This is a genomic window from Sphaerisporangium sp. NBC_01403, from assembly GCF_045040145.1.
Classification (GTDB): Bacteria; Actinomycetota; Actinomycetes; order Streptosporangiales; family Streptosporangiaceae; genus Sphaerisporangium; species Sphaerisporangium viridialbum.
The window spans coordinates 168,185-192,859 of the sequence record NZ_CP109534.1 but is presented as its reverse complement, the minus strand read 5'-3'; the positions used below and the strand labels follow the sequence as shown (position 1 = coordinate 192,859).

25 protein-coding genes are annotated in these 24,675 nt (G+C 68.8%); 2 read left to right on the top strand and 23 right to left on the bottom strand.

What is annotated here, in order from left to right:
• Positions 1-97: 97 nt before the first annotated feature.
• The gene (locus OG589_RS00765) at positions 98-688 is read left to right on the top strand and encodes a cob(I)yrinic acid a,c-diamide adenosyltransferase (protein ID WP_405145232.1); all 591 of its coding nucleotides are present in this window, start codon (positions 98-100) and stop codon (positions 686-688) included.
• Positions 689-734: 46 nt separating this feature from the next.
• Here the strand turns inward: OG589_RS00765 and OG589_RS00760 are convergent, their stop codons facing one another.
• From OG589_RS00760 to OG589_RS00695, 14 genes are all read right to left on the bottom strand, one after another.
• Positions 735-1,121 carry a DUF2550 domain-containing protein gene (locus OG589_RS00760; protein WP_405145231.1) on the bottom strand — a complete coding sequence of 129 codons (387 nt, stop codon included), beginning with the start codon at positions 1,119-1,121 and terminating at the stop codon, positions 735-737.
• 31 nt (positions 1,122-1,152) lie between these two features.
• Complete coding sequence (locus tag OG589_RS00755) at positions 1,153-1,554, bottom strand: F0F1 ATP synthase subunit epsilon (protein WP_405145230.1); 402 nt, start codon at positions 1,552-1,554, stop codon at positions 1,153-1,155.
• A 52-nt stretch (positions 1,555-1,606) separates the two neighbouring features.
• Positions 1,607-3,034 (bottom strand): F0F1 ATP synthase subunit beta, encoded by a 1,428-nt coding sequence (atpD, locus tag OG589_RS00750; RefSeq protein ID WP_405145229.1) that lies wholly within the window; start codon positions 3,032-3,034, stop codon positions 1,607-1,609.
• A gap of 9 nt (positions 3,035-3,043) precedes the next feature.
• Complete coding sequence (locus tag OG589_RS00745; protein ID WP_405145228.1) at positions 3,044-3,946, bottom strand: F0F1 ATP synthase subunit gamma; 903 nt, start codon at positions 3,944-3,946, stop codon at positions 3,044-3,046.
• A gap of 3 nt (positions 3,947-3,949) precedes the next feature.
• Positions 3,950-5,599 carry a F0F1 ATP synthase subunit alpha gene (gene atpA, locus OG589_RS00740; protein ID WP_405145227.1) on the bottom strand — a complete coding sequence of 550 codons (1,650 nt, stop codon included), beginning with the start codon at positions 5,597-5,599 and terminating at the stop codon, positions 3,950-3,952.
• A gap of 40 nt (positions 5,600-5,639) precedes the next feature.
• On the bottom strand, positions 5,640-6,449 hold the full coding sequence (locus OG589_RS00735) for a F0F1 ATP synthase subunit delta (protein WP_405145226.1): 810 nt from the start codon (positions 6,447-6,449) through the stop codon (positions 5,640-5,642).
• Positions 6,449-6,994: a F0F1 ATP synthase subunit B gene (locus tag OG589_RS00730; RefSeq protein WP_405145225.1), complete on the bottom strand. Its 546-nt coding sequence runs from the start codon at positions 6,992-6,994 to the stop codon at positions 6,449-6,451. The genes OG589_RS00735 and OG589_RS00730 overlap by 1 nt, the downstream gene beginning before the upstream one ends.
• Before the next feature lie 30 nt (positions 6,995-7,024).
• Positions 7,025-7,258 (bottom strand): ATP synthase F0 subunit C, encoded by a 234-nt coding sequence (gene atpE, locus OG589_RS00725; protein ID WP_405145224.1) that lies wholly within the window; start codon positions 7,256-7,258, stop codon positions 7,025-7,027.
• Between the two features lie 66 nt (positions 7,259-7,324).
• A complete protein-coding gene (gene atpB / locus OG589_RS00720; protein ID WP_405145223.1) occupies positions 7,325-8,116 on the bottom strand; it encodes a F0F1 ATP synthase subunit A in 792 nt (263 codons plus the stop codon).
• A gap of 58 nt (positions 8,117-8,174) precedes the next feature.
• Positions 8,175-8,387, bottom strand: coding sequence for an AtpZ/AtpI family protein (locus tag OG589_RS00715; RefSeq protein ID WP_405145222.1), 213 nt, complete (start codon positions 8,385-8,387; stop codon positions 8,175-8,177).
• 75 nt (positions 8,388-8,462) lie between these two features.
• Positions 8,463-8,888 carry a hypothetical protein gene (locus OG589_RS00710; protein ID WP_405145221.1) on the bottom strand — a complete coding sequence of 142 codons (426 nt, stop codon included), beginning with the start codon at positions 8,886-8,888 and terminating at the stop codon, positions 8,463-8,465.
• A 227-nt stretch (positions 8,889-9,115) separates the two neighbouring features.
• Complete coding sequence (locus OG589_RS00705) at positions 9,116-10,354, bottom strand: glycosyltransferase family 4 protein (protein ID WP_405145220.1); 1,239 nt, start codon at positions 10,352-10,354, stop codon at positions 9,116-9,118.
• 60 nt (positions 10,355-10,414) lie between these two features.
• Entirely contained in the window at positions 10,415-11,701 is a 1,287-nt protein-coding gene (glyA, locus tag OG589_RS00700) for a serine hydroxymethyltransferase (protein WP_405145219.1), read from the bottom strand.
• A gap of 107 nt (positions 11,702-11,808) precedes the next feature.
• The gene (locus OG589_RS00695; RefSeq protein WP_405145218.1) at positions 11,809-13,050 is read right to left on the bottom strand and encodes an RNA-guided endonuclease InsQ/TnpB family protein; all 1,242 of its coding nucleotides are present in this window, start codon (positions 13,048-13,050) and stop codon (positions 11,809-11,811) included.
• Positions 13,051-13,119: 69 nt separating this feature from the next.
• Between OG589_RS00695 and tnpA the strand changes: the two genes are divergently transcribed.
• Positions 13,120-13,536 carry an IS200/IS605 family transposase gene (gene tnpA / locus OG589_RS00690; protein WP_405145217.1) on the top strand — a complete coding sequence of 139 codons (417 nt, stop codon included), beginning with the start codon at positions 13,120-13,122 and terminating at the stop codon, positions 13,534-13,536.
• A gap of 190 nt (positions 13,537-13,726) precedes the next feature.
• Here the strand turns inward: tnpA and OG589_RS00685 are convergent, their stop codons facing one another.
• From OG589_RS00685 to rho, 9 genes are all read right to left on the bottom strand, one after another.
• On the bottom strand, positions 13,727-14,110 hold the full coding sequence (locus OG589_RS00685) for a hypothetical protein (RefSeq protein ID WP_405145216.1): 384 nt from the start codon (positions 14,108-14,110) through the stop codon (positions 13,727-13,729).
• Positions 14,111-14,126: 16 nt separating this feature from the next.
• Entirely contained in the window at positions 14,127-16,100 is a 1,974-nt protein-coding gene (locus tag OG589_RS00680; protein ID WP_405145215.1) for a hypothetical protein, read from the bottom strand.
• A gap of 327 nt (positions 16,101-16,427) precedes the next feature.
• The gene (locus tag OG589_RS00675) at positions 16,428-17,540 is read right to left on the bottom strand and encodes an L-threonylcarbamoyladenylate synthase (protein WP_405145214.1); all 1,113 of its coding nucleotides are present in this window, start codon (positions 17,538-17,540) and stop codon (positions 16,428-16,430) included.
• A gap of 56 nt (positions 17,541-17,596) precedes the next feature.
• On the bottom strand, positions 17,597-18,451 hold the full coding sequence (gene prmC / locus OG589_RS00670; RefSeq protein WP_405145213.1) for a peptide chain release factor N(5)-glutamine methyltransferase: 855 nt from the start codon (positions 18,449-18,451) through the stop codon (positions 17,597-17,599).
• A 23-nt stretch (positions 18,452-18,474) separates the two neighbouring features.
• Positions 18,475-19,527, bottom strand: a complete 1,053-nt coding sequence (prfA, locus tag OG589_RS00665; protein WP_405145212.1) for a peptide chain release factor 1 — start codon at positions 19,525-19,527, stop codon at positions 18,475-18,477.
• Positions 19,528-19,642: 115 nt separating this feature from the next.
• On the bottom strand, positions 19,643-19,861 hold the full coding sequence (gene rpmE, locus OG589_RS00660; protein WP_405145211.1) for a 50S ribosomal protein L31: 219 nt from the start codon (positions 19,859-19,861) through the stop codon (positions 19,643-19,645).
• Positions 19,862-20,221: 360 nt separating this feature from the next.
• Positions 20,222-20,869, bottom strand: coding sequence for a response regulator (locus OG589_RS00655; RefSeq protein WP_405152249.1), 648 nt, complete (start codon positions 20,867-20,869; stop codon positions 20,222-20,224).
• A gap of 22 nt (positions 20,870-20,891) precedes the next feature.
• Complete coding sequence (locus tag OG589_RS00650) at positions 20,892-22,187, bottom strand: sensor histidine kinase (protein ID WP_405145210.1); 1,296 nt, start codon at positions 22,185-22,187, stop codon at positions 20,892-20,894.
• A 364-nt stretch (positions 22,188-22,551) separates the two neighbouring features.
• Positions 22,552-24,621 carry a transcription termination factor Rho gene (rho, locus tag OG589_RS00645; RefSeq protein ID WP_405145209.1) on the bottom strand — a complete coding sequence of 690 codons (2,070 nt, stop codon included), beginning with the start codon at positions 24,619-24,621 and terminating at the stop codon, positions 22,552-22,554.
• Positions 24,622-24,675: the final 54 nt, after the last annotated feature.

Here is a 24,675-nt window from a genome sequence, read left to right as displayed (position 1 = left end):
CCGCGTCAGATCCCTGCCCACCCTTCCGCGGCCTATGCCGATATCTGGCGGAATCCGGCCGAAGGCCGTCTCGGGGCGGCCCGTTACGCTGGGCGGCATGACGCGAGCTGACAACGACAAGCCGGTAGTGCTCTCCACGATCTACACCCGCACCGGGGACGACGGCACCACGACGCTCGGCGACATGAGCCGCACGCGCAAGACCGATTTCCGGCTGGCCGCGTACGCCGACGTCGAGGAGGCGAACGCCGCGATCGGCGTGGCGATGGCGCTGGGCGACCTGTCCCCCGAGATCGCCGAGGTGCTGGCCCGGGTGCAGAACGAACTGTTCGACGTCGGAGCCGACCTGTGCACCCCCGTGACGGAGAACCCGGAGTTCCCCCCGCTGCGGGTGGAGCCGTCCTACGTCGAGTGGCTGGAGACGCAGTGCGACCGGTTCAACGAGGAGCTGAAGCCGCTGCGCAGCTTCATCCTCCCGGGCGGCGCACCCGGCCCCGCGCTCCTGCACGTGGCCCGCACGGTCGTACGCCGCGCCGAGCGCACCACGTGGTCGGCGCTCGAGACCCATGACGACGTGAACCCGCTCACCGCGAAGTACCTCAACCGCCTCAGCGACCTGATGTTCATCATCTGCCGCACGGCCTCGAACGGCGAGGAGCTCCTCTGGAAGCCCGGCGGCACCCGTTAGCGCCGTGCCCCGAGCCCGCCGAGCGAAGCGAGGCAAGAAAACACATCTACGCCGCGTCGAGGTGGGCGCTGGGAGGGGCCGACTCGACCCAGGCCAGGAAGCCGGTGAGGGCGTCCTCGCTCATCGCGAGCGAGACGCCCGCGCAGTCGACGGTCCAGTAGCCGGCGGGGCCCTCCTCGCCGACGAGGGGGCGACGGGTGGAAACGGTGAGGCCGCGCCTCGCGATAGCGTGGCGCGGCCTCAGTCGCAGTCCAAGAAACGGGATCCAGTGGAGCTCTCCGCCCGCATAGCGGGCCACCCCACTCCTCCAGGCGCGGTCTTCCGTGCGGAGGCTACATACGACGTTGCCCCGCGAGCGTGCGAGCACGAGCCCGCGAAGGCAGAGGAGGACGGCGATCGCCACAACGCTTATCAGAATGTCCAGCGCCGCCATCGTCGCCCCCCACTTTCATGTTCGTTGTCGGTCAGACCTCTTCGCCGGCAGCACGCAGCCGGGCTCTGGCACGCTTGGCCTCGACCTGGGCGTCGGTGTCCTCACCGTCGGCGTCGACGGACGCGAGAGCACGCTGCAGCGCGTCACGGGCCGCGGCCACGTCGACCTCGGACCCGAGCTCGGCCGTCTCGGCCAGGACCGACACGTCGTTGTTGGCCACCGAGATGAACCCGCCGTGGACGGCGGCGACGATGTCGCCTCCCTCTGCGCGCTTCACGCGGAGGACACCGCCCTCCACGAGGACACCTAGCACGGGCGCATGATTCGGCATAATACCGATCTCGCCGTCCACGGTCTTGGCAATCACCATGTCGGCCTCGCCGGACCAGATCTCGCGTTCCGGCGACACGACGCCGATGCGGAGCTTTGCCATCACAAACCTTCCTCGAATGCCGGTACGGCCGGGCCGTACCGGCACCCAGTTGTCAGCGGGCCAGTTCCTTCGCCTTGGCGATGGCCTGGTCGATGCCGCCGACCATGAAGAACGCCTGCTCGGGCAGGTGGTCGTACTCGCCCTCGCACAGGCCCTTGAAGGAGCGGATGGTCTCCTCGACCGGCACGAACTCTCCCGGCTGGCCGGTGAACGCCTCGGCGGCGTACATCGGGTGGGACAGGAAACGCTCGATGCGGCGAGCACGCTGGACGACGACCTTGTCCTCTTCCGACAGCTCGTCGATGCCGAGGATCGCGATGATGTCCTGCAGCTCGCGGTACTTCTGCAAAATCCGCTTGGTCTCCTGGGCGACCCGGTAGTGCTCCTCGCCGACGATCTGCGGGTCGAGGATCCGGGAGCTGGAGTCGAGCGGGTCCACCGCGGGGTAGATGCCCTTCTCCGAGATCGGCCGCGACAGAACGGTCTGCGCGTCGAGGTGCGCGAACGCGTTGTGCGGGGCCGGGTCGGTGATGTCGTCCGCGGGGACGTAGATCGCCTGCATGGAGGTGATCGAGTGACCGCGGGTCGAGGTGATGCGCTCCTGGAGAACGCCCATCTCGTCGGCCAGGGTCGGCTGGTAACCCACCGCGGACGGCATGCGGCCGAGCAGGGTGGACACCTCGGAACCGGCCTGGGTGAAGCGGAAGATGTTGTCGATGAACAGCAGCACGTCCTGCTTCTGCTCGTCACGGAAGTACTCCGCCATGGTGAGCGCGGAGAGCGCGACGCGCAGACGCGTGCCCGGGGGCTCGTCCATCTGGCCGAACACCAGGGCGGTGTCCTTGAGGACGTCCGCCTCCTCCATCTCCAGCCAGAGGTCGTTGCCCTCACGGGTGCGCTCGCCGACGCCGGCGAAGACCGACGTACCGGAGAACTTCAGCGCGACCCGTCGGATCATCTCCTGGATGAGGACGGTCTTGCCGACGCCCGCGCCGCCGAACAGGCCGATCTTGCCACCCTTGACGTACGGGGTGAGCAGGTCGATGACCTTGATGCCGGTGGGCAGCATCTCGGTGCGCGACTCGAGCTGGTCGAACGCCGGGGACGGACGGTGGATGCCCCAGCGCTCGCTGATCTGCAGCGAGGAGGTGGGGGTGTCCAGCGCCTCGCCCAGGGTGTTCCACACGTGGCCCTTGACGACGTCGCCGACGGGCACCGAGATGGGGCCGCCGGTGTCGTTCACGACGGCGCCGCGCACGAGGCCGTCGGTGGGCTGCATGGAGATGGCGCGGACGAGGTTGTCGCCCAGGTGCTGGGCGACCTCCATGGTCAGCAGCTTGGTGTCCTCGCCGAGGGTGACCTCGGTGGTCAGCGCGTTGTAGATCTCCGGCATCGCCTCGACGGGGAACTCCACGTCGACGACGGGACCCGTGACGCGGGCCACACGACCTACGGCGGTCGCGACGGTCTCAACAGTCATTGTGGTTTCTCACTCTTTCCCCGCTGAGGCGTCGGCGAGCGCGTTGGCGCCGCCGACGATCTCACTGATTTCCTGGGTGATCTCGGCCTGGCGAGCCTGGTTCATCTGCTGGGTGAAGGTGCGGATGAGCTCGTTGGCGTTGTCAGTCGCCGACTTCATCGCCCTGCGGCGGGAGGCGTGCTCCGAGGCGGCCGACTGGAGGAGCGCGTTGTAGATGCGCGACTCGATGTAGCGGGGAAGGAGCTGGTTGAGCACCTCACCCGCGGTCGGCTCGAACTCGTAGTACGGCAGCGGACCCTCGGCCGGCTCTTCGGTGGTCTCCTCCACCTCGAGCGGCAGGATCCGCGTGACCTGCACCTCCTGCGTCAGCATCGAGACGAACCGGGTGTACACAACGTGGATCTCGTCGATGCCGTTCTCGTCCGCGAAGGCGCTGACCAGCGAGCCCGCGATTTCCTTGGCGTGGGCGTAGAGCGGGTTGTCGGAGAACCCCGACCACTCCCCGCTCATCTCCCGGCTGCGGAAGCGGTGCCATCCGATGCCCTTGCGGCCGACGACGAACGGCTTCATCGCCACGTTGCGGCCACGAAGGTGACCGGCCAGCGCCTCGGCCTCGCGCAGGATGTTGGCGTTGAAGCCACCGGCGAAGCCGCGGTCACTGGTCACGATCAGCACGCCGGCCGAGACCGGCTGGTCCTTCGCGACCGTCAGCGGGTGGTCGACGTCCGCCGTGTTGCTGAGGACGGCCGACACCGCGCGAGTGATCTCGCGCTCGTACGGTACGGCCGCCTCCATGCGCTGCTGCGCCTTGATGATGCGCGACGAGGCGATGAGCTCCTGGGCGCGGGTGATCTTCGCCGTGGACTTGACCGACCTGATCCGCCGCCGCAGCAGTCTTAGCTGGGCACCCATCGGCTACTTCTTCTCGGTCTTGCGGACGTGCTTCACGATCTTCTCCTGGCCGACCTCGTCCGCGCTGAGCGCCTCGACGGGCTCGTCCTGGATCAGCAGCTCGCCGGACGACGTCTGGAACGTCTTCTTGAACTCCGTGATCGCGTCCTTGAGGGTCGTGATCGTGTCGTCGTTCAGGTCCTTGGTCTCGCGGATGCTGTCGAGCACGCCCTTGTACTGCGAGGAGAGGTACTCGAGGAACTCGGCCTCGAAGCGGGCCACGTCCTCCAGCGGCACGTCGTCCAGCTCACCGCTGGTGCCGGCCCAGACCGAGACGACTTCCCTCTCCACAGGATACGGGGTGTACTGCGGCTGCTTGAGCAGCTCGACCAGGCGGGCACCGCGCTCCAGCTGGGCGCGGGAGGCCGCGTCCAGGTCGGAGGCGAAGGCCGCGAAGGCCTCCAGATCGCGGTACTGCGACAGGGACAGGCGCAGCGTGCCCGCGACCTTCCGCATCGCCTTGATCTGCGCCGATCCGCCGACTCGGGAGACCGAGACACCGACGTTGATCGCCGGACGGACACCCGCGTTGAACAGGTCGGTCTCCAGGAAGCACTGACCGTCGGTGATGGAGATGACGTTGGTCGGGATGAACGCCGACACGTCGTTGCCCTTGGTCTCGATGATCGGAAGACCGGTCATCGAGCCCGCGCCGAGGTCGTCGGAGAGCTTGGCGCAGCGCTCCAGCAGACGCGAGTGCAAGTAGAAGACGTCGCCGGGGAACGCCTCACGGCCCGGCGGACGGCGCAGCAGCAGGGAAACGGCGCGGTAGGCGTCGGCCTGCTTGGTCAGGTCGTCGAAGACGATGAGAACGTGCTTGCCCTGGTACATCCAGTGCTGGCCGATGGCCGAACCGGTGTAGGGCGCGAGGTACTTGTAACCGGCCGGGTCCGAGGCGGGGGCGGCGACGATGGTGGTGTACTCCATCGCGCCCGCCTCCTCCAGGCGGGCCCTGACCTGCGCGATCGTGGAACCCTTCTGGCCGACCGCGACGTAGACGCAGCGAACCTGCTTCGACGGGTCGCCGGTGGCCCAGTTCTCGCGCTGGTTGAGGATCGTGTCCACGGCGATCGCGGTCTTGCCCGTGCCGCGGTCACCGATGATCAGCTGGCGCTGGCCGCGGCCGATCGGCGTCATGGCGTCGATCGCCTTGAGGCCGGTCTGCAGCGGCTCCTTCACCGGCTGACGCTGGACGACCGAGGGCGCCTGCACTTCGAGGGGACGGCGCCCCTCGGCCTCGATGCCGCCCTTGCCGTCGAGCGGGTTGCCCAGCGGGTCGACCACGCGGCCGAGGAAGTTGTCCCCGACCGGCACGGACAGGACCTCGCCCGTCCTGCGGACCGACTGGCCCTCCTCGACTCCGCTGAAGTCGCCCAGGACGACGACACCGATCTCCCGGACGTCCAGGTTCAGCGCCAGTCCGCGCGTGCCGTCCTCGAACTCGAGCAACTCGTTCGCCATCGCCGAGGGAAGGCCCGAGATGTGGGCGATGCCGTCGCCGGCGTCGACGACGGTCCCGATCTCCTCACGCGCCCCGCCTTCCGGCTCGTACGCCTGAACGAACCGCTCAAGCGCGTCCCGGATCTCGTCCGGCCGGATCGTCAGCTCCGCCATCTCTACTCAGTCTCCCTATTCATCGGCCGCCTCGACACTCCTAGCCGGCCAACCGGCGGCGGACATCTTCAATACGTCCTGCGATCGTGGTGTCGATCAGCTCGTCGCCGAGCCTGACCGAGAATCCACCCAGCACCCGCGGATCCACCTCGGTGTTCAGGTGGATGTCACGACCGTACGTGGTGCGCAACCAGGTTGCGAGACGCTGCCTCTGGGCATCGCTCAGCGGAACCGCGCTGCGTACCACGGCGACAAGTTGCTGCCGCTGCTCCGCGACGAGCTGGATGTAGGTGTCCAGCCCCCGTTCCAAGCTACGCCCTCGCAGGTGCAGCACGAGCTGCGTGATCAGCCGCAGCGAGGCCGGCGCGACCCTGTCGCCCAGCAGCTCGGCGAGCAGCTGGCGCTTGGCCTCTCCTGGAATGGCCGGGTCGACCAGCGCCAGGCGCAGCGAGGGATTGGCCTCGACGATGCGGCCGAACCGGAAAAGCTCGTCCTCCACATCGTCGAGCCTGCCCTGCGACTCGGCCTCGGCGGCCGAGGCGATGACGCTGAGCCGCTCCAGCGCGTCCGAAAGGTCCGGGGACCTGGACCACTTGGCGGAGACGGCCGCGACGACCGTCTCCAGGGCGGCGTCACTGATCTTCCCGCCCAGCAGGGACCGCACGACCTCGGCCTTCTGCTCCGCGGAGCGGGCAGGGTCGGCGAGGTTGCGCCGGAGCCCGTGCTCACGGTCGAGCAGGACGGCGACGCCGTGCAGGTCCTCGGCCAGGCGGCCGAGGTCCGCCGTCGCGGCCACCGCGTTGAAACGCTCCTCGACTTCGGCGAACGAGGTGCGGCTCAGGCCCCTCATCAGCGCACCGCCGCCCCGCCTGCGGACTCGAGCTCCTCCAGGAACCGGTCCACGACACGGCTCTGCCGGGTTTCGTCCTCGAGCGACTCCCCGACGATGCGGCCCGCGAGCTCGGTCGCGAGGCGGCCGAGCTCGCCGCGCAGCTGGGCGAACGCCTGCTGGCGGTCGGCCTCGATCTGCGCGTGCGCGGCCTCGACCAGGCGCCTGGCCTCGGCCTGGGCCTCCTCGCGGAGCTCGACCTTGATCTGAGCGGCCTGCTCACGAGCCTCTTCCCGCATGCGGGCGGCCTCGTGACGAGCCTCGTTCAGCTTGGCCCTGTACTCCTCCAGCGTGCGCTGGGCCTCGGCCTGGGCATCTTCGGCCTTCTTGATGCCGCCTTCGATGGCCTCGGTCCGCTCCTCGAGAGTCTTCTGGATGCGCGGGGTGAGGATCCTGCCGACGACGAGGAAAACGACCAGGAACGCGAAGCCGCCGACGATGAGCTCATAAGCATGCGGGATGAGCGGGTTTTCCGCTTCCGCGAGGAGCCTGGCTCCCAGAGGCATGGCTGCAGCCTTTCGTCAGGGGTGTTCGCGTTACTTGATGCTCTGGAAGATGAACGGCGCGACCAGACCGATGAGGGCCAGCGCCTCGGTGAGGACGAAGCCCAGCAGCATGTTCTGGCGGATCAGGCCGTAAGCCTCAGGCTGGCGGGCGATGGCCTGCACACCCTGGCCGAAGATGATGCCGACGCCGATGCCGGGGCCGATGGCGGCGAGACCATAGCCGATGGCGGTGACGTTGCCGGAGACCTCAGCAAGAAGGCTCATTGTGATGCTTTCCTTTACTGTCGGCCGGTGAGGGGTTCACCGGTCTGGACTAGGTCAGTGGTGATCTCAGTGGTCGGGGTGCAGCGAACCGCCGATGTACATGGCGGCCAGCATCGTGAAGAGGAACGCCTGCAGGTACTCGATGAAGATCTCGAAGCCGGTCATCACGATCGTCATCAGCACGCCGAGGACGCCGACAGCGGCACCCGTGACGGTGAGCCTCTCGAACAGGAACCAGAAACCGACCGCGCTGAAGAACGCGAGCAGCATGTGACCGGCGAACATGTTCGCGAAGAGTCGGACGGCGTGCGTGAACGGCGCGATGATCATGTTCGAGAGGAACTCGATCGGGGCGAGCAGCACGTAGATGGGCTTGGGCAGCCCGGGGGGGAACATCATGTTCCTGAAGTAGCCGATGAACCCCTGGTGCTTGATCCCCAGGTAGATCTTGATCACGTAGATCGTGACCGCGAAGACGAGCGGGAAGGCGATGTGCGAGGCGATCGGGATCTGGACGAACGGCACGACACCGAAGACGTTCCAGAGGAGGATCAGGAAGAACAGGGAGAGCAGCAGCGGCATCCAGCGCTCGGCGTCCTTGCCCAGGAACGGGCGGGCCACCTGGTCGCGGACGAAGAGGTAGCCGAGCTCACCCATGTTCTGCAGGCCGCGGGGCACGAGTTTCGGCCTGGAGAAGGCGGCCCACCCGAGCGCGCACACGATAAGCGCGCCGACAACGGCGAGCAGCACGGGCTTGGACGCCCATTCCGGGGCGCCTGGCCAGAGCGGGGGGAAGTTGAAGATCGAAGGCCCGGGGGCCTCGAACTCTCCGTCGGCGAGGACCGTCAGCGCGCTCACGCGGCGTTCCCTCCAAGATGGTGGATCAACAGAAGACTGCGGGATGTGGTCGGCGCGCTCAGCGGCCGTACTTCACATAGACCAGGTAGACGGCGAGCACGACCCCGAGGATGACGCCTATCGGGAAAAACGCGCCCACGCCAGTCCAACGGTCCAGCAACCAGCCGATGCCGCCCCAGACCAGCATCCCGGCGATCAGAGTGCTCGGGATTGACCAGGCGGCATTGGCGAAGTCGCGGCCGTCTTCCTCGGGCTTGCGCTGCTCGCTCATCGCGGGCACGACGATAGCAGGCGTGCAGGGGACTAGTCATATCGGACCCCACACCGGCCCCGGGGAATCCTACGCTCATCGCCGGCCACCTTGTCCGGGGACCTTGGCATCCGGGTCGACGTAGAGCATTTTCAGTTTGAGGAAGGCGCGCACCTCGCCGATCGTCCACACGATCGTGCAGATGACGACGCTCCACCCGAAGGCCCCCGGCGCGAAGGCCGTGGCGTCCGAGAAGGAGCTCAGGAGCACCATCAGCAGGATGACCTTGACCAGGTAGCCCAGCACGGCGGCCAGCATCATCATCTGGGGCGAGACTCGGCCCGCCCAGGTGACGGCGACCAGGCCGGCGGTGAAGAACGCGGCGACCACGACGACTCCGATGGCCGCTCCCAGCGCACCCTTGGTTCCGGCCATCAGGGCGGCGACGACCACGACAACCAGCCCGACCGCGATGGTGGGTACAGCCGCGCCTTTGAGCGCGCGAACGTCGTTGGCCTGCATCGGTGCTCCAAGAAACAGTTGTCAAGCGAGCGATTGCTACCTTGCGAGGCGAGTCCTGCCCGCCCCTTGCTAGTGAAAGGTATCACAAGCTCAGGAATGGGCGCCTTTACCTGGGCTTTCGTGCAGGTAGACCGGCGAATCGATGATCCGCCGCCGAGTCTTGGCGAACCTGGTGGACCAACCTGTGGTCAGGAAGTGGACCAACCTGTGGTCGGCGGACCGCGAGATCAGCCCGTGGCCGCGGACGCGCGGGAACTGGTGGCCGCGCCCGGCACCGGCGGGTCCTCCGCTGCCGGCCCGGAGTCGGGCGCCGGCCCCCGCCGCGAGGCGTGGGTGCCCCCGCCTCGGCCTCCCCGGCCGGAACGCCAGAGCGGCAGGCCCATCATCACCAGCACGACCAGCGCGAGCAGCACGACGACGGGGAAGACGATCAACGGAACGCCGCCCACCGACAGGCCCACGACGGTCGCGGCGAACAGGAACGTCCACGCGTACATGATGAGGACGGTGCGCCGGTGCGAGTGGCCGACCTGCAGGAGCCGGTGGTGCAGGTGGCCCCGGTCGGGCGCGAACGGCGACTTCCCGTACGAGGTGCGCCGCACCACCGCCATGACGAGGTCCGCCAGCGGGAGCACCATCACCGCGAGGGGAAGCAGGATCGGCAGCACGACGGGGAAGCGGTTGATGTCGCCGGCGGCGCCGTTGTAGTCGACGGTGCCGGTGACCGTGACCACCGAGGTGGCGAGCACCAGGCCGATCAGCATCGCGCCCGTGTCGCCCATGAAGATCTTGGCGGGGTGGAAGTTGTGCGGCAGGAAGCCGAGGCACATGCCGATCAGGATGGCGGTGATGGCGGCCGTGACGCTGAGGCGGCCCTGGTCCATGCTGTCGGTGAGCGCGACGGTCCACGCGAACGTCGCAAGCGCGGCGATGCACACGATGCCGGCCGCCAGGCCGTCCAGGCCGTCCACGAAGTTCACCGCGTTGATGGCCACCACCACGATCAGGATGGTGATGGTCGTCTGCAGCGTGCTGTCGAGGCTGATGGTGTTGCCGTTGGGCAGGGGAACCCACAGAAGGGTGAGCTTGAACGCGACGAGCAGCCCGGCCGCGGCGATCTGCCCGCCGAGCTTGATGAAGGCGTCCATCCCCCACCAGTCGTCGAGGAAGCCGATCAGCACGATCACGCCGCCCGCGAGGGCCAGCGCGATGACGGTCTTGCCGTCGCCCATGCGGGGATCGGCCAGTTTGGGGCCGATGTGGTCCAACTGACTGGCGACGAACAGCCCTGCCAGCATGCCCGCGTACATCGCCAGGCCGCCGAGGCGTGGAGTGCGGACCGTGTGCACGTCTCTCTCGCGGATCTCCGGCGCGGCGCCGATGCGCAGCGCGAAAACCCTGACCAGCGGGACCAGCAGATAAGTGACCGCCGCTGCTACCAGCGCTATGAGAGTGTATTCGCGCACGAACCTAGTTTCCCGGATTGTCCGGTCAGATGTGACCGGAAAACTGCACAGAACAGCACATTAACCGCGTGGATACGCTGGATGACCCCGGGTGAGCTGCGTCACCCGCTCGGCCACCGACGCTACCGCACCCTGATCGCGCACCGCCTGCGCCACCATCGAGGCGATCTCCTTCATCTCGGTCACCCCCATGCCCTGCGTCGTGACGCACGGGGTGCCGATGCGGATGCCGGACGTCACCGTGGGCGGCTCGGGGTCGTACGGGATGGTGTTGCGGTTGAGGGTGATCCTCGCACGGGCGCAGCTCTGCTCGGCCATCGCTCCCGTCACCCCGAGGCCGCGCAGGTCGATGAGCGCGAGATGGGTGTCGGTGCCGCCGGAGACCGGGCGCATGCCCTCGCCCGCGAGCGCGTCGGTCAGCGCGCGGGCGTTGGCCACCACCTGCTCGGCGTACGCGCGGAACTCCGGGCGTCCCGCCTCGCCGAAGGCCACCGCCTTGGCCGCTATCGCGTGCATCAGCGGGCCGCCCTGGACGAACGGGAACACCGCTCGGTCGATCTTCGCGGCGAGCTCCGCCGTGCACAGGATGCCGCCGCCCCTCGGCCCGCGCAGGGCCTTGTGCGTCGTGAACGTCACCACGTCGGCGTGCGGCACGGGCGAGGGAGCCGCGCCGCCCGCCACCAGGCCGATCGTGTGCGCGACGTCCGCGAGCAGCCAGGCCCCCACCTCGTCGGCGATGCCGCGGAACACCGCGAAGTCGATGAACCGGGGGTAGGCCGTGGCGCCGCAGATGATCAGCTTGGGCTGGTGCCTGACCGCGAGCTCGCTGACCTCGTCGTAGTCGATCGTCTCGGTGTCGCGCCGCACCCCGTACGCCACGACGTCGAACCAGCGCCCGGAGAAGTTCACCTTGGAACCATGGGTCAGGTGGCCGCCGTGGGAGAGCTCCATCGCGAGCACGGTGTCCCCCGGCTGGAGCAGCGCCGCGTACGCGGCCAGGTTGGCCGACGCGCCCGAATGGGGCTGGACGTTGGCGTGGTCGGCCCCGAACAGCGCCTTCGCCCGGTCGATGGCGAGTTGCTCCGCGCGGTCGACCACCTCGCAGCCGCCGTAGTAGCGCCTGCCGGGATACCCCTCGGCGTACTTGTTGGTGAGCGTGGAGCCCAGCGCCGCGATCACCGCAGGGGAGGCGAAGTTCTCGCTGGCGATCAGCTGGAGGCCGCCGCGCTGCCGCGCGAGCTCGTCGAGCAAGATCTGGGCGATCTCCGGATCCTCCCGCTGAAGCTCGGAGAAATCGGGCCCGTAGAAGTCATCAGCGTGCTCGTGGTCGCGCCCTTTCGCGTGCATGGCTCGCTCACCACTCCTTTCGCGCGCGGAAACGCGTGCGTTGACATCCTCCCCGGCGTGAACGCCGGGGACTCCCCCACGTCGCCGTGGGGTTCTTACTGCTTCCGCTACGCCGCTTGCGCACCGTAGGTTCCGGGCGGTGCCAGGGTCGGAGTTGCCTTCCCTGGTCTTACCTGCCCTCCACAGTCGTTTATGCCGTGTCCAGCCAGCCCGGCGGCCACGGTCGTACCGGTGATGCGCTGCCCCTCAAGCAGAACGTTGATCGCCGCGGCGATGTCGCGGTCGTGGTGCTCACCGCAGGACCAACAGTCCCAATCTCGCACATCCAAAGGGAGTTTGCCGACCCCCCTCCCGCAGCACGGACACAGCTGAGAGGAGGGAAACCAGCGGTCGATCTTCACCAGGGCGCGCCCGTACCGGGCGGCCTTGCCCTCCACCAGGGTGACAAACGCCCCCCAACTCGCGTCATGCACCGACTTGGCCAACCGGCCCCGCGCCAGACCCCGCACCGACAGCGTCTCGACATGCACCACTTGGCTCTCGCGGATGATCGAGGTACTGGTCTGATGCAGGAAATCACGGCGCGCATCGGCCACCTTGGCATGCTGGCGCGCGACCCGCGCCCGCGCTCTGACCCGGTTGCTCGATCCCTTCTCCTTGCGTGACAGCGACCTCTGCAGCCGGGCGAGCTTCTTCTCCCTACGCCGCAACCACTTCGGGTTCGCGATCTTCTCCCCGTCACTGAGGACCGCATAATGGGTCAGCCCCAGATCGATCCCCGTCTCCGCATCGACCTCAGGCAGCACCTGAGCGGCATCGTCGACCTCCACCACGAACGAGGCGAAATACCGCCCCGCGGCGTCCCTGACGACCGTGACCGAGGAGGGAACCCCAGGCAGCCCGCGTGACCAGCGAACCTCCACCTGCCCGACCTTCGCCAGATACAGGCGGCCGTCGCCGGTCAATGAGAATGCGTTGGTGGTAAACCGGGCCGCCTGCCGGTGGTCGTGGCGGGACTTGAAAACCGGCAACCCCATCTTCGGGCCCCTGCGCCTACCCGACACCGAGTCGAAGAAGTTCTTGTAGGCGGTGTTCACATCGCGGACCGACTGCTGCAGCACGACCGAGGACACCTCGCCCAGCCACGCCCGCTCTGGGGTCTTCTTCGCTGCGGTGAGCACCAGACGCTGGATCTCGGCGTCCCCGATGAACGGCAGCCCGGCCTTGCGGGCAGCCCTGCGCGCCGCCAAAGCGTCGTTCCACACCACCCGGGCACACCCGAACGTCCTGGCCAGCATTTCCCGCTGAGGCGCGTCAGGGTAGAGCCGGTAGTTGTAACGCAGCTTCACCTCGACCCATCCCCAACCAGACCAGCAGCGACACCGCACCCACTAATCGAACACATTAACGTCTGGCCTATGACACTGGAGGCCGAATATCGACGCGGACGGAACGTAGTTACCGCGATGCATGTTCATCTGGTCTTCGTCACCAAGTACCGGCGCAACGTGTTCGACGACGCGATGCTGCGCCGCTGCGAAGAAATCATGATCGAGGTCTGTGACAGCTTCGAGACCGAACTGCGCGAGTTCAACGGCGAGCACGACCACGTCCACCTGCTCGTCCACTACCCACCCAAAGTCGCGATCTCCAAGCTGGTCAACTCACTGAAGGGCGTGTCCTCGCACTACCTGCGCAAAGAGTTCATCGGACAGGCCAACCGTGCCACCATGCACGGCCACTTCTGGTCGCCGTCCTATCTTGCCGCCTCCTGCGGCGGCGCGCCCCTCACGACCATCAAGCAGTACATCGAACACCAGCGCCGCCCCACCTGACATCACAGATCCCCGCCACGCGCTCCGGTTGTCCCGCCTGACGGCAGGCCATCCCCTAAAAGAAGCGGACCGCATCCATCCCCGCCCTGAAGCTGAAGGGACGGGGCCTTCTGCGGCTTCCCGGTAAAGACCACCGATCTCCCCACTTTATGCCTCGTGATGCCAGGTCACCGCACTTCCGCGGCGTGGATCAGCTGTAGGCGTGGGGAGCACTGGACGCGGTGGGCACCCAGCGGGGGGTGTCCGCCGCCTGGTCGCTGATCGCGGTCAGCACGGCCTGGCGGTACATGCCGAGCCGGTTGCGCCACTCGGTCATGTCCTGGACGTAGCGCTCGGCGACCGGCGCGTCCCAGACGTCCCGGCTGCGGGCCATCTGGTACGCCTTGTCGAGTGAGCTGGTGAGCCCTTCGAGCAGCGGTTGCGTCTGCTGCCAGAGGTCGACGAGCTTCTGGTACTCGGGGTTGAAGCGCCAGTTGCTCGCCTGGCCGTCCGGGCTGAACGGGTCGGGCGAGGACGACGCGGGCGGCGTCTCCCCTGGCTGGAGCGGCTGCGGCGCCGGCGGGTCGGCATACATCTCGGGCGGCCCTCCTCTACGAACCGGACGGCGACGTCACGCCGCCCCTACCCTCGGACAACGATCTCCCGCCTTCGGACGACGAACTCGTTCCCTCGGACGGCGAACTCGACCCCCACCCAGCCGGCGGCGACTCTCCATCACCCGAATACGCGCCCTCCGCCCGTCCCGCACCCTCCACATACGCCACATCCGCACTCCCCGGATACGCACCGTCCGCACTCCCCGGGTACGGGCCGTCCGCACTCCCCGGGTACGGGCCGTCCGCTTTGCCCGGGCTCACCGCTTCGGGGGAGCTCGCCTCGGCGTGGTGAGGGCCGTTGCCGCTGTAGTCGCCGTATCGGGCCCCGTCGCCGCCAGGGGCATAGACACCTGACTGAACGTGCTGACCGGCCTGAACAGCGCCCTGAGGAGCCGCCAGACCCTGCTCAGTCGCCTGCCCGCCCGAGTCCGGGGGCAGCGGTGCCGACGGCTTGGCCGAGCCGGACGGATCGCCGGGCTCGACATAGCCGACAGGCCCGTCCGCGTGGGGATGGCCGGGCGCGGCCCCGTCCGGAGGGACGACCACGGGCTGTTCCAACGGAGGGATCTTGTCCATGTTCTGCATCAGCCAGTGGAGGTGCTCCGCGCTCGGCGGTTTCATGGTGACCTCGACGACCCGCACGCCGTCGACGTCGATCACTCGCGTCCGCTCCTGCGTGGTGTCGACGTCGTGGGGATTGTCCTTGTTCAGCGTATCAAGCTGACCATCAGAACCCCCCTGCCCCCCGTCCCCAGCCGGAGGCACACCCTGCGACTCCCCACCATCGGGAACCCCCTCCCCAGTCGGACCCGCGTCAGCCCTCGGCACGCCATCAGCGTTAGGAACCGCGTCACCCGTCGGCGCCGGATCAGCCGTGGGAGCGGGGTCACCCGTAGGTGCGGGGCCGGCATTTGGAGCCGAGTCACTCGTCGGCACGGAATCAGCCCTGGGGGCGGGATCAGCGTTGGGAGCGGAGTCACCCGTCGGCGCGGAGTCAGCTCTGGGAGCGGAGTCAGCTCTGGGAGCCGAGTCAGCTCTGGGAGCCGAGTCGCCTGTGGGAGCCGGATCTGCCTTGGGGGCGGGATCGGACCTTTCGGCCTTCGGGCTGGGATCCGAGCCGTCGATCTTGTGGGCGTCCTGCTTGTCGGGCTTGTCCGCCTGAGGGGCACCCTGGTTGTCGGAATGCTGAGGCTTCGGAGCTGGATCTGATTTGTCGGCCTTCGGGCTGGGATCCGAGGTGTCACTCTTGGGCGCTTCGTGCTTCTCCGGCTTGTCGGCCTTCGGCGAAGGATCCGACTGATCGGACTTGGGAGACTCGTGCTTGTCGACCTTGTCCGCCTGCGGCGACTCGACCTTGTGCGTCTTGTCCTGCGGGTCGGCCTTGGGGCCATGGTCCTTGTCGGCCTTGGGCGCGGGATCCTTCTCAGCCTTGGGGGCGTGGTCCTTGTCGGGCTTCTCAGCCTTCGGGGTGTCGTGCTTGTCGGCCTTGGGGGTGTCGTCCTTGTCCGACTTCGGCGCGTGATCCTTTTCGGGCTTGTCGGCCTTGGGAGTGTGGTCCTTGTCGGACTTCGGGGGGTCCTGCTTGTGTGACTTGTCCTGGGTGTCGGCGGTGGGAGTGCCGTCCTTGTTGGCCTTGTCAGACTTGTCTGCCTTATCGGACTTGTCGTCCTTGGAGTTGGAGTCCTGCTTTTCGGCAGTGGTCTGCTTCATGCTCTTGGGACCGGTCGCCGGGTCGTTCTGCTTTTCCTTCTTCTCCAGAAGGACGAGCCGGGCGCCGACATCCTTGACCAGGGTTTCTCCCGCGTCCGCCACCTGGGCGGGCCGGTGGGTCGCCGGTACGGACAGACCGGCTCCGCTCGTCAGCTGGGTGATGCGGGACTCGACGGTGCGCATCTGCGCGCCCGCACGCCCGACCTCGGCCAACAGCTCACGGACCAGCTTCGGGTCCATTCCGTCCAGCTTGCCCATGGGCGTCTCCCGGTGCTCGTGGTCGCCGCTCCCCCTGGTCCGCTCTCTGGAGAGGGCTCGCGCCCGCTCGCAGCCATGCTCCCTCGCTCCCGCCCGTCGCTCAAGAGCACAGACGCACTTCACGGTACTGAGATCCACCGACCGTACGCCTCGGCGATAGCCATACGGCATGAGTCACGAGGGAAACGAGCGGCGCCTGAGCCGGAGCCCAGACGCCGCCATTCGCACTACCGCCCAGCGTCAGCCCTCATTCCACGCACAGACGACCGTCCTTCTCGGGAGACGACCGTGCTTCTCGTGGAGTCAGGGCCGACAGTCTTCCCAGCGTCAGCCGTCTTTTCTGGTGGCGTCGGCCGTGCCGGAGCCGTTGGACCTCGCCGAGTCGGCCACACCGGCTCCACCGACCTTGTCAACGGGGTCGACCGCAACAGGCTTGTCGCCCTTGTCGGCGGTCTCGGGCTTCTCGAGCTTCTCGGCGGTCTCGGCGGTCTCGGGCTTCTCGGCGTCCGCGAGCTTCTCGGGAGTCTCGGCGTCCGCGAGCTTCTCGGGGTTCTCGGAGGTTTCCGGCGCCCCGGATGGCCGGATGTCGTCGGCCGGAGCGGTCTTGACGATCGGGGCTTCCTCGACGACCTGGTCCGTCTCAGCAGGCTTGTCGGCCTGATCAGCCTTGTCAGCTAGGTCGGTCTTGTCCGAGAGATCCGTCTTGGCAGGAAGGTCGGTCTTGTCGGAGAGGTCGGTCTGGTCCGTCTCGGTGGCGGGGCCGGACTTCTTGAGGTCCAGTTCCTCCTCCGGGTCGGCGTCCGTCGCGACGTACCCGATCACACTCCGCAGCTTCTCGACCGAGATGGCGCCCTTGCGCAGCACCCGGGGCACGGGCGTCGTCAGGTCGATGATCGTGGAAGGCGTGCTGTCGGCGCACGCGCCGCCGTCGAGGTAGACCGCGACCGACTCCCCGAGCTGCTCCTCGGCGTTCGCCGCGGTCGTCGCGGGCGGCGCGCCCGACCGGTTGGCGCTGCTCACCGCCATCGGCCCGGTCTCCTTGAGAAGCTCCAGCGTGATCGCGTGCAGCGGCATCCGGACCGCGACGGTGCCCTTGGAGTCGCCGAGGTCCCAGTTGAGCGAGCGGCTCGCCCGGCAGACCAGCGTCAGCGGGCCCGGCCAGAACGAGTCGATGAGATCCTGCCCATGGGTGCCGAGATCCTCCACCAGGGCGCCCGCCGCGCGGACGGTGCCGACCAGCACGGGGACGGGCATGTCTCTGCCACGCCCCTTGGCCTCCAGCAGGGCCGCGACCGCCGACGGGGTGAAGGCGTCGGCTCCGATGCCGTAGACCGTGTCCGTCGGTATGACCACGAGCTCGCCGGCCCGGATGGCCGACGCCGCGTCGGCCAGCCCTGCGGCACGCTCCTCGATGTTCGAAGAGTCATAACGTCGACTCACGACTTTCATCCTCCCACGTGCGTGGGCCCCGACGCCGGGAGACCGGTGCGCGGGCCCTATTCCTGGCCGAATCGTGCCGTGACGAAACGATCGCGGTTGGCAAGATCGGCGTTGTTACGGGCGTCCCGCCAGCCGCGCTCCTCGGAGAACACGAGATAGACGGCCGAACCCTGCTGGTCGGCGTGCTCGACCGCGACGAGGCCGCCGGGACGGAGCAGCCGCCGGGCCGTACGTTCGACCGCGCGCACCTCGTCCAGACCGTCCTCCCCCGAGCCGTACAGGGCCCGGGACGGATCGTAGTCTCGAACCTCGGGATCGCGTGGCACGGCCCCCGGCGGGATGTACGGGGGGTTGGAGACGACGAGGTCAACCTGGCCGTCGAGCTCGGGAAGGCAGTCGGCGAGGTCCTCGGGGTGGAGGGAGACGCGGCCCTGGCCATGCTCCACGATGTTCTGCTTGGCCCAGCCGTACGCCACCGGATCGACCTCGACCGCGTGCACCTGGGCGAGCGCGACCTCCTGGGCGATCGACAGGGCGATGGCACCGGAGCCGGTGCCGAGATCGACCACGACCGGGGACGCGACGTCCATCTCGCGCAGCCGGTCGATCGCCCAGCCCGCGACCACCTCGGTCTCAGGACGCGGCACGAAGACGCCGGGGCCGACCTCCAGCGACAGATAGCGGAAGTAGGCGTGCCCGGTGATGTGCTGCAGCGGCTCCCGCGCCTCGCGACGAGCGATGCCCTCCCAGAACAGCGCGTCGAACTCGGAATCGGGCACCGTGTGGAGCTGGCCACGCCGCACACCATGGACGAACGCCGCGATCTCCTCAGCGTCGGTTCGCGGTGAGGGCACACCCGCCTCGGCCAGCCGGGCGGTGGCGAGCGCTATCTCGTCCATCAGCAGGGTCATGGGAGTTTTCGTCGATTGTGTCGTTACGAGTGGGAGGCGAGCTTGTCCGCCATCTCGGCGTCCGTCAGGGCCTGTATGACCGCGGACAGGTCGCCGTCGAGGACGTGGTCGAGGTTGTAGGCCTTGAACCCTACGCGGTGGTCGGAGATGCGGTTCTCCGGGAAGTTGTAGGTGCGGACGCGCTCGGAACGGTCGACCGTGCGCACCTGGGACTTGCGCTCGGCCGAGGCGGCGGCGTCGGCCTCCTCCTGGGCGATCGCGAGGAGCCGCGCGCGCAGGATCCGCAGAGCGGACTCCTTGTTCTGCAGCTGGCTCTTCTCGTTCTGGCAGGAGACGACCACACCGGTCGGCACGTGGGTGATGCGCACGGCCGAGTCGGTGGTGTTGACGCTCTGGCCGCCGGGGCCGGAGCTGCGGAACACGTCGATGCGGAGGTCGTTGGGGTCGATCTGCACGTCGACGTCCTCGGCCTCCGGGTACACCAGGACGCCGGCCGCCGAGGTGTGGATGCGGCCCTGTGACTCGGTGACCGGAACGCGCTGGACCCGGTGGACCCCGCCCTCGAACTTCAGGCGCGACCACACGCCGTCGGCGCCCTTGCCCTTCACCGCGACCGTGACGTCCTTGTAGCCGCCGAGGTCGGAGTGCTGCGCGTCGATGATCTCGGTCTTCCAGCCGACGCGCTCGGCGTACCGGAGATACATCCGGAGCAGGTCTCCGGCGAACAGGGCGGACTCCTCGCCGCCCTCGCCGGCCTTGATCTCCATGATGATGTCTTTGTCGTCGTTGGGGTCGCGCGGGACGAGCAGGTGCGTGAGCCGCCCCTCCAGCGCGGGGATGCGGCCTTCGAGCTCGGCGGCCTCCTCGGCGAAGGCGGCGTCCTCGCCGGCGAGCTCCTTGGCGGCCTGCAGGTCGTCGCGGACGCCTTCGAGCTCGCGGTAGGTGGAGACGATGGGCGTCAGCTGGGCGTAGCGCTTGCCGAGCGTTCGCGCCTGGTTCTGGTCGGCGTGCACGGCGGGGTCGGCGAGCTTCTGCTCAAGCTCCGCGTACTCGTTGAGCAACTCGTCGAGGTTCACCGTGCGTCCTTCTTCCTTCACCGACAGGCAAGAACCGGGGCCATCACCAAGAACGCCGACCCGGGCACGCCCCCCGGGAACGGGGGGCGATTCCGAGCCGGCGCTTCTTGCCGAGCTACTTGCTCGCGGGCTTCTTGCCGAAACGCTTCTCGAAGCGGGCGACCCGGCCACCGGTGTCCAGGATCTTCTGCTTGCCCGTGTAGAACGGGTGGCAGGCGGAGCACACGTCGGCGTGGATGACGCCGTTCTTGGCGGTGCTACGGGTGGTGAAGCTGCTGCCACAGCTACACGTCACCTGAGTGGTGTGGTACTCCGGGTGAATGTCGGGCTTCATGTCAATCCTCTCTGGCGCGGTCGCCGGGTCGCCTTCGTCTCTCGCGGTCAGGTGACGCGCGGGCGGGCGGGAACCGGAACCGCCGTGGTTCGGCTACCAGTGTGCCAGATCCTGTAACCACACCAGGCCATCGATCATTCCCGGGCGGGAGGGACCCGTTCCGGGGCGGGACAGGACCCTGACACGGCGCCGCCGGGGCGATCTCCGGCGGCCTGCCGAGCCTAGGTCAACGAACACCAATGTTTCCCCAAAATTACGCAGATGGACGCAAGGGCAGCGCAATGTAGGGGCCGCGCTTCCCTCACGACAGCTCGCGCGACGTACGACACCGGGGGCTGCGCCTGACCCGGGTGCGCCGGCCTAGGCGTGGCCGAGATAGGCCAGCACCGCGAGCACGCGGCGATGGTCGTCGGGCGTGGGGTCGAGGCCGAGCTTGCCGAAGATGCCGGAGATGTGCTTCTCGACCGCGCCCTCGGTGACGCGCAGACGCCCGGCGATCGCGTTGTTGGACCGGCCCTCCGCCATCAGCCCCAGCACTTCGGACTCCCTGGCGGTCAGGGAGTGCATCGGACGGTCGTGCCGGCGGCGGCTCAGCAACTGCACGACGACCTCGGGGTCGATGACCGTGCCGCCGGAGGCGACCCGGCGGACCGCGTCGAGGAACTCGGCGACGTCGGCGACCCGCTCCTTGAGCAGGTAGCCCACCGCCGCCGCGCCGCGCCCGATGAGCTCGGTGGCGTAGCGCTCCTCGACGTACTGCGACAGCACCAGCACGGGCAGGCCGGGCACCAGCGCGCGGGCCGCGAGCGCCGCCCGCAGACCCTCGTCGGTGTGGCTCGGCGGCATCCGCACGTCGACGACCGCGAGATCGGGCTCGTACGTTCGCACGGCCTCGACCAGGCCAGGACCGTCGCCCGTCGCGGCGACCGTGTCGATGCCTCCGTCGGCGAGCAGCCTGATCAGGCCTTCCCGCAGCAGGACGGAGTCCTCCGCGATCACCACCCGCACGGCGGCCGCCACATGAGGATCATCACCACTCGTACGGTAGCCGGGCGCGGACGAGCGTGGGGCCGCCCGGCGGGCTTTCGACGGTCAGCGCGCCGTCGATCGTCGCCGCGCGGTCGGCGAGCCCCGCGAGCCCGCCGCCCGGTCGCGCCTCCGCCCCGCCGATGCCGTTGTCCCGCACCTCGACCACGACCCGATCGTCCTGCCGGCTGACCCGGACCGACGCCTCGGTGGCCACCGAGTGCTTGGCGACGTTCGCGAGCGACTCGGCGACTATGAAGTACGCGATGCTCTCCACCGCCGCGGGCGGGCGTTCGGTGATCTCGACCGAGACGGCCACGCGCACCGGCGCCCGGGCGGCGAGCGCCGACAGCGCCGCGTCGAGGCCCCTGTCGGTGAGGATGGCGGGATAGATGCCGCGCGCGAGATCGCGTAACTCGGTGATCGCGGCCTTGGTGCCCGCGTGGGCCTGGGCGAGCAGCTCTCTGGCCTCCTCGGGATGGGAGTCGAGCTTCGCCTGGGCCCTTCCGAGGTCGAGGGCCACCGCGAGCAGCCGCTGCTGGGCCCCGTCGTGCAGGTCGCGCTCGATCCTGCGCCGCTCGGCCTCGGCGGCGTCCACGCCCCTGGCCCGGCTCGCCCGCAGGTGCATGACCCGCGCCTCGTCACCGGGACCGAGGAGCGCGGTGGCCAGCGTGCCGTGGAGCCAGGCCATGGCCCGGACGATGTAGAGCGTGGCGACCAGGAGGAGCAGGCCCACGAAGGCCCACGGCAGTGACCCGGGCACGCTTTCGATCACCAGGCGGTCGGTGAGCGTGGTCGTCTGACCCGACATCACGAGAAGCGGCTGGACCAGGAAGCCGATGGAGGACACCCACAGCGTCAGCGAGACGAGGAACTCGACCATGCCGAGCGGGAAAAGCAGCAGCAGGTAACCGAGGTCCCTCCAGGTGGCGGGATCGCCGAACAGCCACCCCAGATGGCTGCCCAGCCCCCGGCCCGGCCTCGGCCGGTACGGATCGGGGATGGTGACGCCCAGGGTGAGCCGCAGGAGGCGGCGCTCCAGCATGGCCCCAGCCCGCCAGAGCAGCATCGTCAGCACGAGCAGCGGCAGGCCGATCCAGATGATGATCATCGTGGCCGCGGCGGGCACGGCCGTGGCGAGGATCACGAACCAGGTGACGCCGGGGACCAGGCTGACCATCAGGTAGGGCGCGGCCCGCCAGGTCATGGGGTCGACGAGCAGGCCCAGAGGCCCACGCGGCCCCAGCGGCACGCGCTCGCGCAACGGCGGGCGCCCTGTCACCGCCGCCTCGGCAGTCATCCTGTGGCTCCTCCCGTCGGGCATCCTGTCGGGCATCGCGTCGGGCATCTGCCGGGCCGGGCCCGGGTGCCGTCACTCGACCGGATGGCACGAGCATGCCAAGCGCTCGGGCGCGACGCCATGTAGTGGGCCTGAGACCTCGGGTGGGGAAAACCCCCGCCTGGACGGGAGGCGCGCCGCCAAGCCCATCGTGCCTTCGGCGCCGCCAAGCCCATCATGCCTCGGCGAGGCCCAGGGGCGGGCGGTACGCGTTTCGGATCACGCGGACACGAAGAAGGGGCGGCGGGCCAGATGGCCCGCCGCCCCGACTCGGCGAAACGTGCTGGTCACCCGGGAGAACCGGGTGCCGTTGACGCTGGTGGTGCTAGTCGCGCTCGGAGCTGACCGTGGTCTTCTGGACCTGGAGCAGGAACTCCGCGTTGGACTGCGTCTCCCTCATCTTCTCCAGCAGGAGCTCCAGCGCCTGCTGCATGTCGAGGGCGTGAAGCACGCGACGCAGCTTCCAGACGATCTGCAGCTCGTCCCTGGACATGAGGATCTCTTCCTTACGGGTGCCGGACGCGTCGACGTCCACCGCGGGGAAGATGCGCTTGTCGGCCAACGAGCGGTTGAGCTTGAGCTCGGCGTTGCCGGTGCCCTTGAACTCCTCGAAGATGACCTCGTCCATCTTGGAGCCGGTCTCCACCAGCGCCGTGGCGAGGATCGTCAGCGAGCCGCCGTTCTCGATGTTGCGGGCGGCGCCGAAGAACCGCTTGGGCGGGTACAGCGCGGTCGAGTCGACACCACCGGACAGGATGCGCCCGGACGCCGGGGCCGCGAGGTTGTACGCGCGGCCGAGGCGGGTGATGGAGTCGAGGAGCACGACCACGTCGTGGCCCAGCTCCACCAGCCGCTTGGCGCGCTCGATGGCGAGCTCGGCGACGGTGGTGTGGTCCTCGGCGGGACGGTCGAAGGTCGAGTGGATGACCTCGCCCTTCACCGACCTCTGCATGTCGGTGACCTCTTCCGGACGCTCGTCCACGAGGACGACCATCAGGTGGCACTCGGGGTTGTTCCTGGTGATCGCGTTGGCGATCGCCTGGAGCACCATCGTCTTGCCGGCCTTGGGCGGGGAGACGATGAGACCGCGCTGGCCCTTGCCGATCGGCGCAACCAAGTCGATGATGCGGGTCGTCAGGATGCCCGGGTCGGTCTCCAGGCGCAGCCGCTCCTGCGGGTACAGCGGGGTCAGCTTGGAGAAGTCCGGCCGGTTGCGCCCCTGCTCGGGGTCCATGCCGTTGACGGTGTCGAGCCGCACGAGGGCATTGAACTTCTCGCGGCGCTCACCGTCGCGCGGCTGGCGCACCGCGCCGGTGATGACGTCGCCCTTGCGCAGGCCGTTGCGGCGGATCTGCGCCAGCGAGACGTACACGTCGTTGGAGCCCGGCAGGTAACCGCTGGTGCGCACGAACGCGTAGTTGTCGAGGATGTCGAGGATGCCGGCGATCGGGATGAGGACGTCGTCGTCACCGATCACGGGCTCGTTGCTGTCGAAGCGGTCGCGGCCACGACGGTTGCGCTCCCTGAACCGGCCACGGCGACCGCGGCGGTCGTCGTCGCCCTGCGGGTCGGGACCCTGGTCACGGCCCTGGCCACGGCTCTGGTCGCGCGTCTGCTCCCGGCCCTGGTCGCGGGACTGCTCACGGCCCTGATCGCGGGACTGCTCACGCCCCTGGTCACGAGACTGCTCGCGCCCCTGGTCGCGGCCCTGGTCGCGGGACTGCTCACGACGGCCCGGAGCGTCGCCCGCGTCGGCGGCGCGCTGCTCGGGACGGCTGTTGTCGTTGCGGTTGTCGGGGCGGTTGTCGCCACGGTCGCGCCGGTCGTTGCCACGGCCACGGCGCTCGCCGCGCTCGGCGCGGTCGCCGCGCTCACGGCGTGACTCGCCTCGCTCGGGGCGCGTCTCGGCCTGACCGGCCTCGACGGGCGCGGAAGCGGACGCGGACGCGGCGGCCACGGGGGCCGCCTGCTCGACGGGCTGCGCCTCCACGACGGGGGCCCGCTCTTCGCGGGTCTCGACGACGGCCTCGACCGGTGCCGGGCGGGAACGTTCCCTGCGGGTGCGGGCCGGGCGCTCGGCCACCGGCTCCGCGGTGACCGCGGGTGCCGCGGCGGCCGTGGGAGCCGCGGCGGCGGCGGGCTCGGCGGAGGTAGAGGCACCGTCAGCAGTTACGCCCTGCTTCTCCTGGATGGCCGCGATGAGCTGGCTCTTGCGCATCCGTCCGGTCCCGCTGATGCCCAGGCTCGACGCGAGAGCCTGCAACTCGGGCAGCACCATGGCGGACAGGCCGGTGCCGGAGCGACGGCGCGGCTTGGCCGCGGCGCGGGTGGGGGTGTCGCCGGCGACCGGCGCTGCGCCGGAGACGTCGGAGAGGAGTTCGGTGGTGTCGCTCAACTAAAAGGTCCTTCCCAGGGGTCGGGCGTCGGCCACGATCAGCCAGGCGTCCCG

Excerpts from the sequence above, each read along its gene's own strand:
- glyA (WP_405145219.1), bottom strand. The coding sequence starts at position 11,701 with ATGCACGCGAAAGGGCGCGACCACGAGCACGCTGATGACTTCTACGGG.
- atpA (WP_405145227.1), bottom strand. The coding sequence starts at position 5,599 with ATGGCGGAGCTGACGATCCGGCCGGACGAGATCCGGGACGCGCTTGAG.
- OG589_RS00715 (WP_405145222.1), bottom strand. The coding sequence starts at position 8,387 with ATGAGCGAGCAGCGCAAGCCCGAGGAAGACGGCCGCGACTTCGCCAAT.
- atpE (WP_405145224.1), bottom strand. The coding sequence starts at position 7,258 with ATGAGCCTTCTTGCTGAGGTCTCCGGCAACGTCACCGCCATCGGCTAT.
- atpD (WP_405145229.1), bottom strand. The coding sequence starts at position 3,034 with ATGACTGTTGAGACCGTCGCGACCGCCGTAGGTCGTGTGGCCCGCGTC.
- OG589_RS00650 (WP_405145210.1), bottom strand. The coding sequence starts at position 22,187 with ATGACTGCCGAGGCGGCGGTGACAGGGCGCCCGCCGTTGCGCGAGCGC.
- tnpA (WP_405145217.1), top strand. The coding sequence starts at position 13,120 with ATGACACTGGAGGCCGAATATCGACGCGGACGGAACGTAGTTACCGCG.
- prmC (WP_405145213.1), bottom strand. The coding sequence starts at position 18,451 with ATGACCCTGCTGATGGACGAGATAGCGCTCGCCACCGCCCGGCTGGCC.
- OG589_RS00765 (WP_405145232.1), top strand. The coding sequence starts at position 98 with ATGACGCGAGCTGACAACGACAAGCCGGTAGTGCTCTCCACGATCTAC.
- OG589_RS00730 (WP_405145225.1), bottom strand. The coding sequence starts at position 6,994 with ATGCCTCTGGGAGCCAGGCTCCTCGCGGAAGCGGAAAACCCGCTCATC.
- OG589_RS00735 (WP_405145226.1), bottom strand. The coding sequence starts at position 6,449 with ATGAGGGGCCTGAGCCGCACCTCGTTCGCCGAAGTCGAGGAGCGTTTC.
- OG589_RS00710 (WP_405145221.1), bottom strand. The coding sequence starts at position 8,888 with ATGCAGGCCAACGACGTTCGCGCGCTCAAAGGCGCGGCTGTACCCACC.
- rpmE (WP_405145211.1), bottom strand. The coding sequence starts at position 19,861 with ATGAAGCCCGACATTCACCCGGAGTACCACACCACTCAGGTGACGTGT.
- OG589_RS00685 (WP_405145216.1), bottom strand. The coding sequence starts at position 14,110 with ATGTATGCCGACCCGCCGGCGCCGCAGCCGCTCCAGCCAGGGGAGACG.
- OG589_RS00760 (WP_405145231.1), bottom strand. The coding sequence starts at position 1,121 with ATGGCGGCGCTGGACATTCTGATAAGCGTTGTGGCGATCGCCGTCCTC.
- OG589_RS00745 (WP_405145228.1), bottom strand. The coding sequence starts at position 3,946 with ATGGGTGCCCAGCTAAGACTGCTGCGGCGGCGGATCAGGTCGGTCAAG.
- OG589_RS00680 (WP_405145215.1), bottom strand. The coding sequence starts at position 16,100 with ATGGGCAAGCTGGACGGAATGGACCCGAAGCTGGTCCGTGAGCTGTTG.
- OG589_RS00755 (WP_405145230.1), bottom strand. The coding sequence starts at position 1,554 with ATGGCAAAGCTCCGCATCGGCGTCGTGTCGCCGGAACGCGAGATCTGG.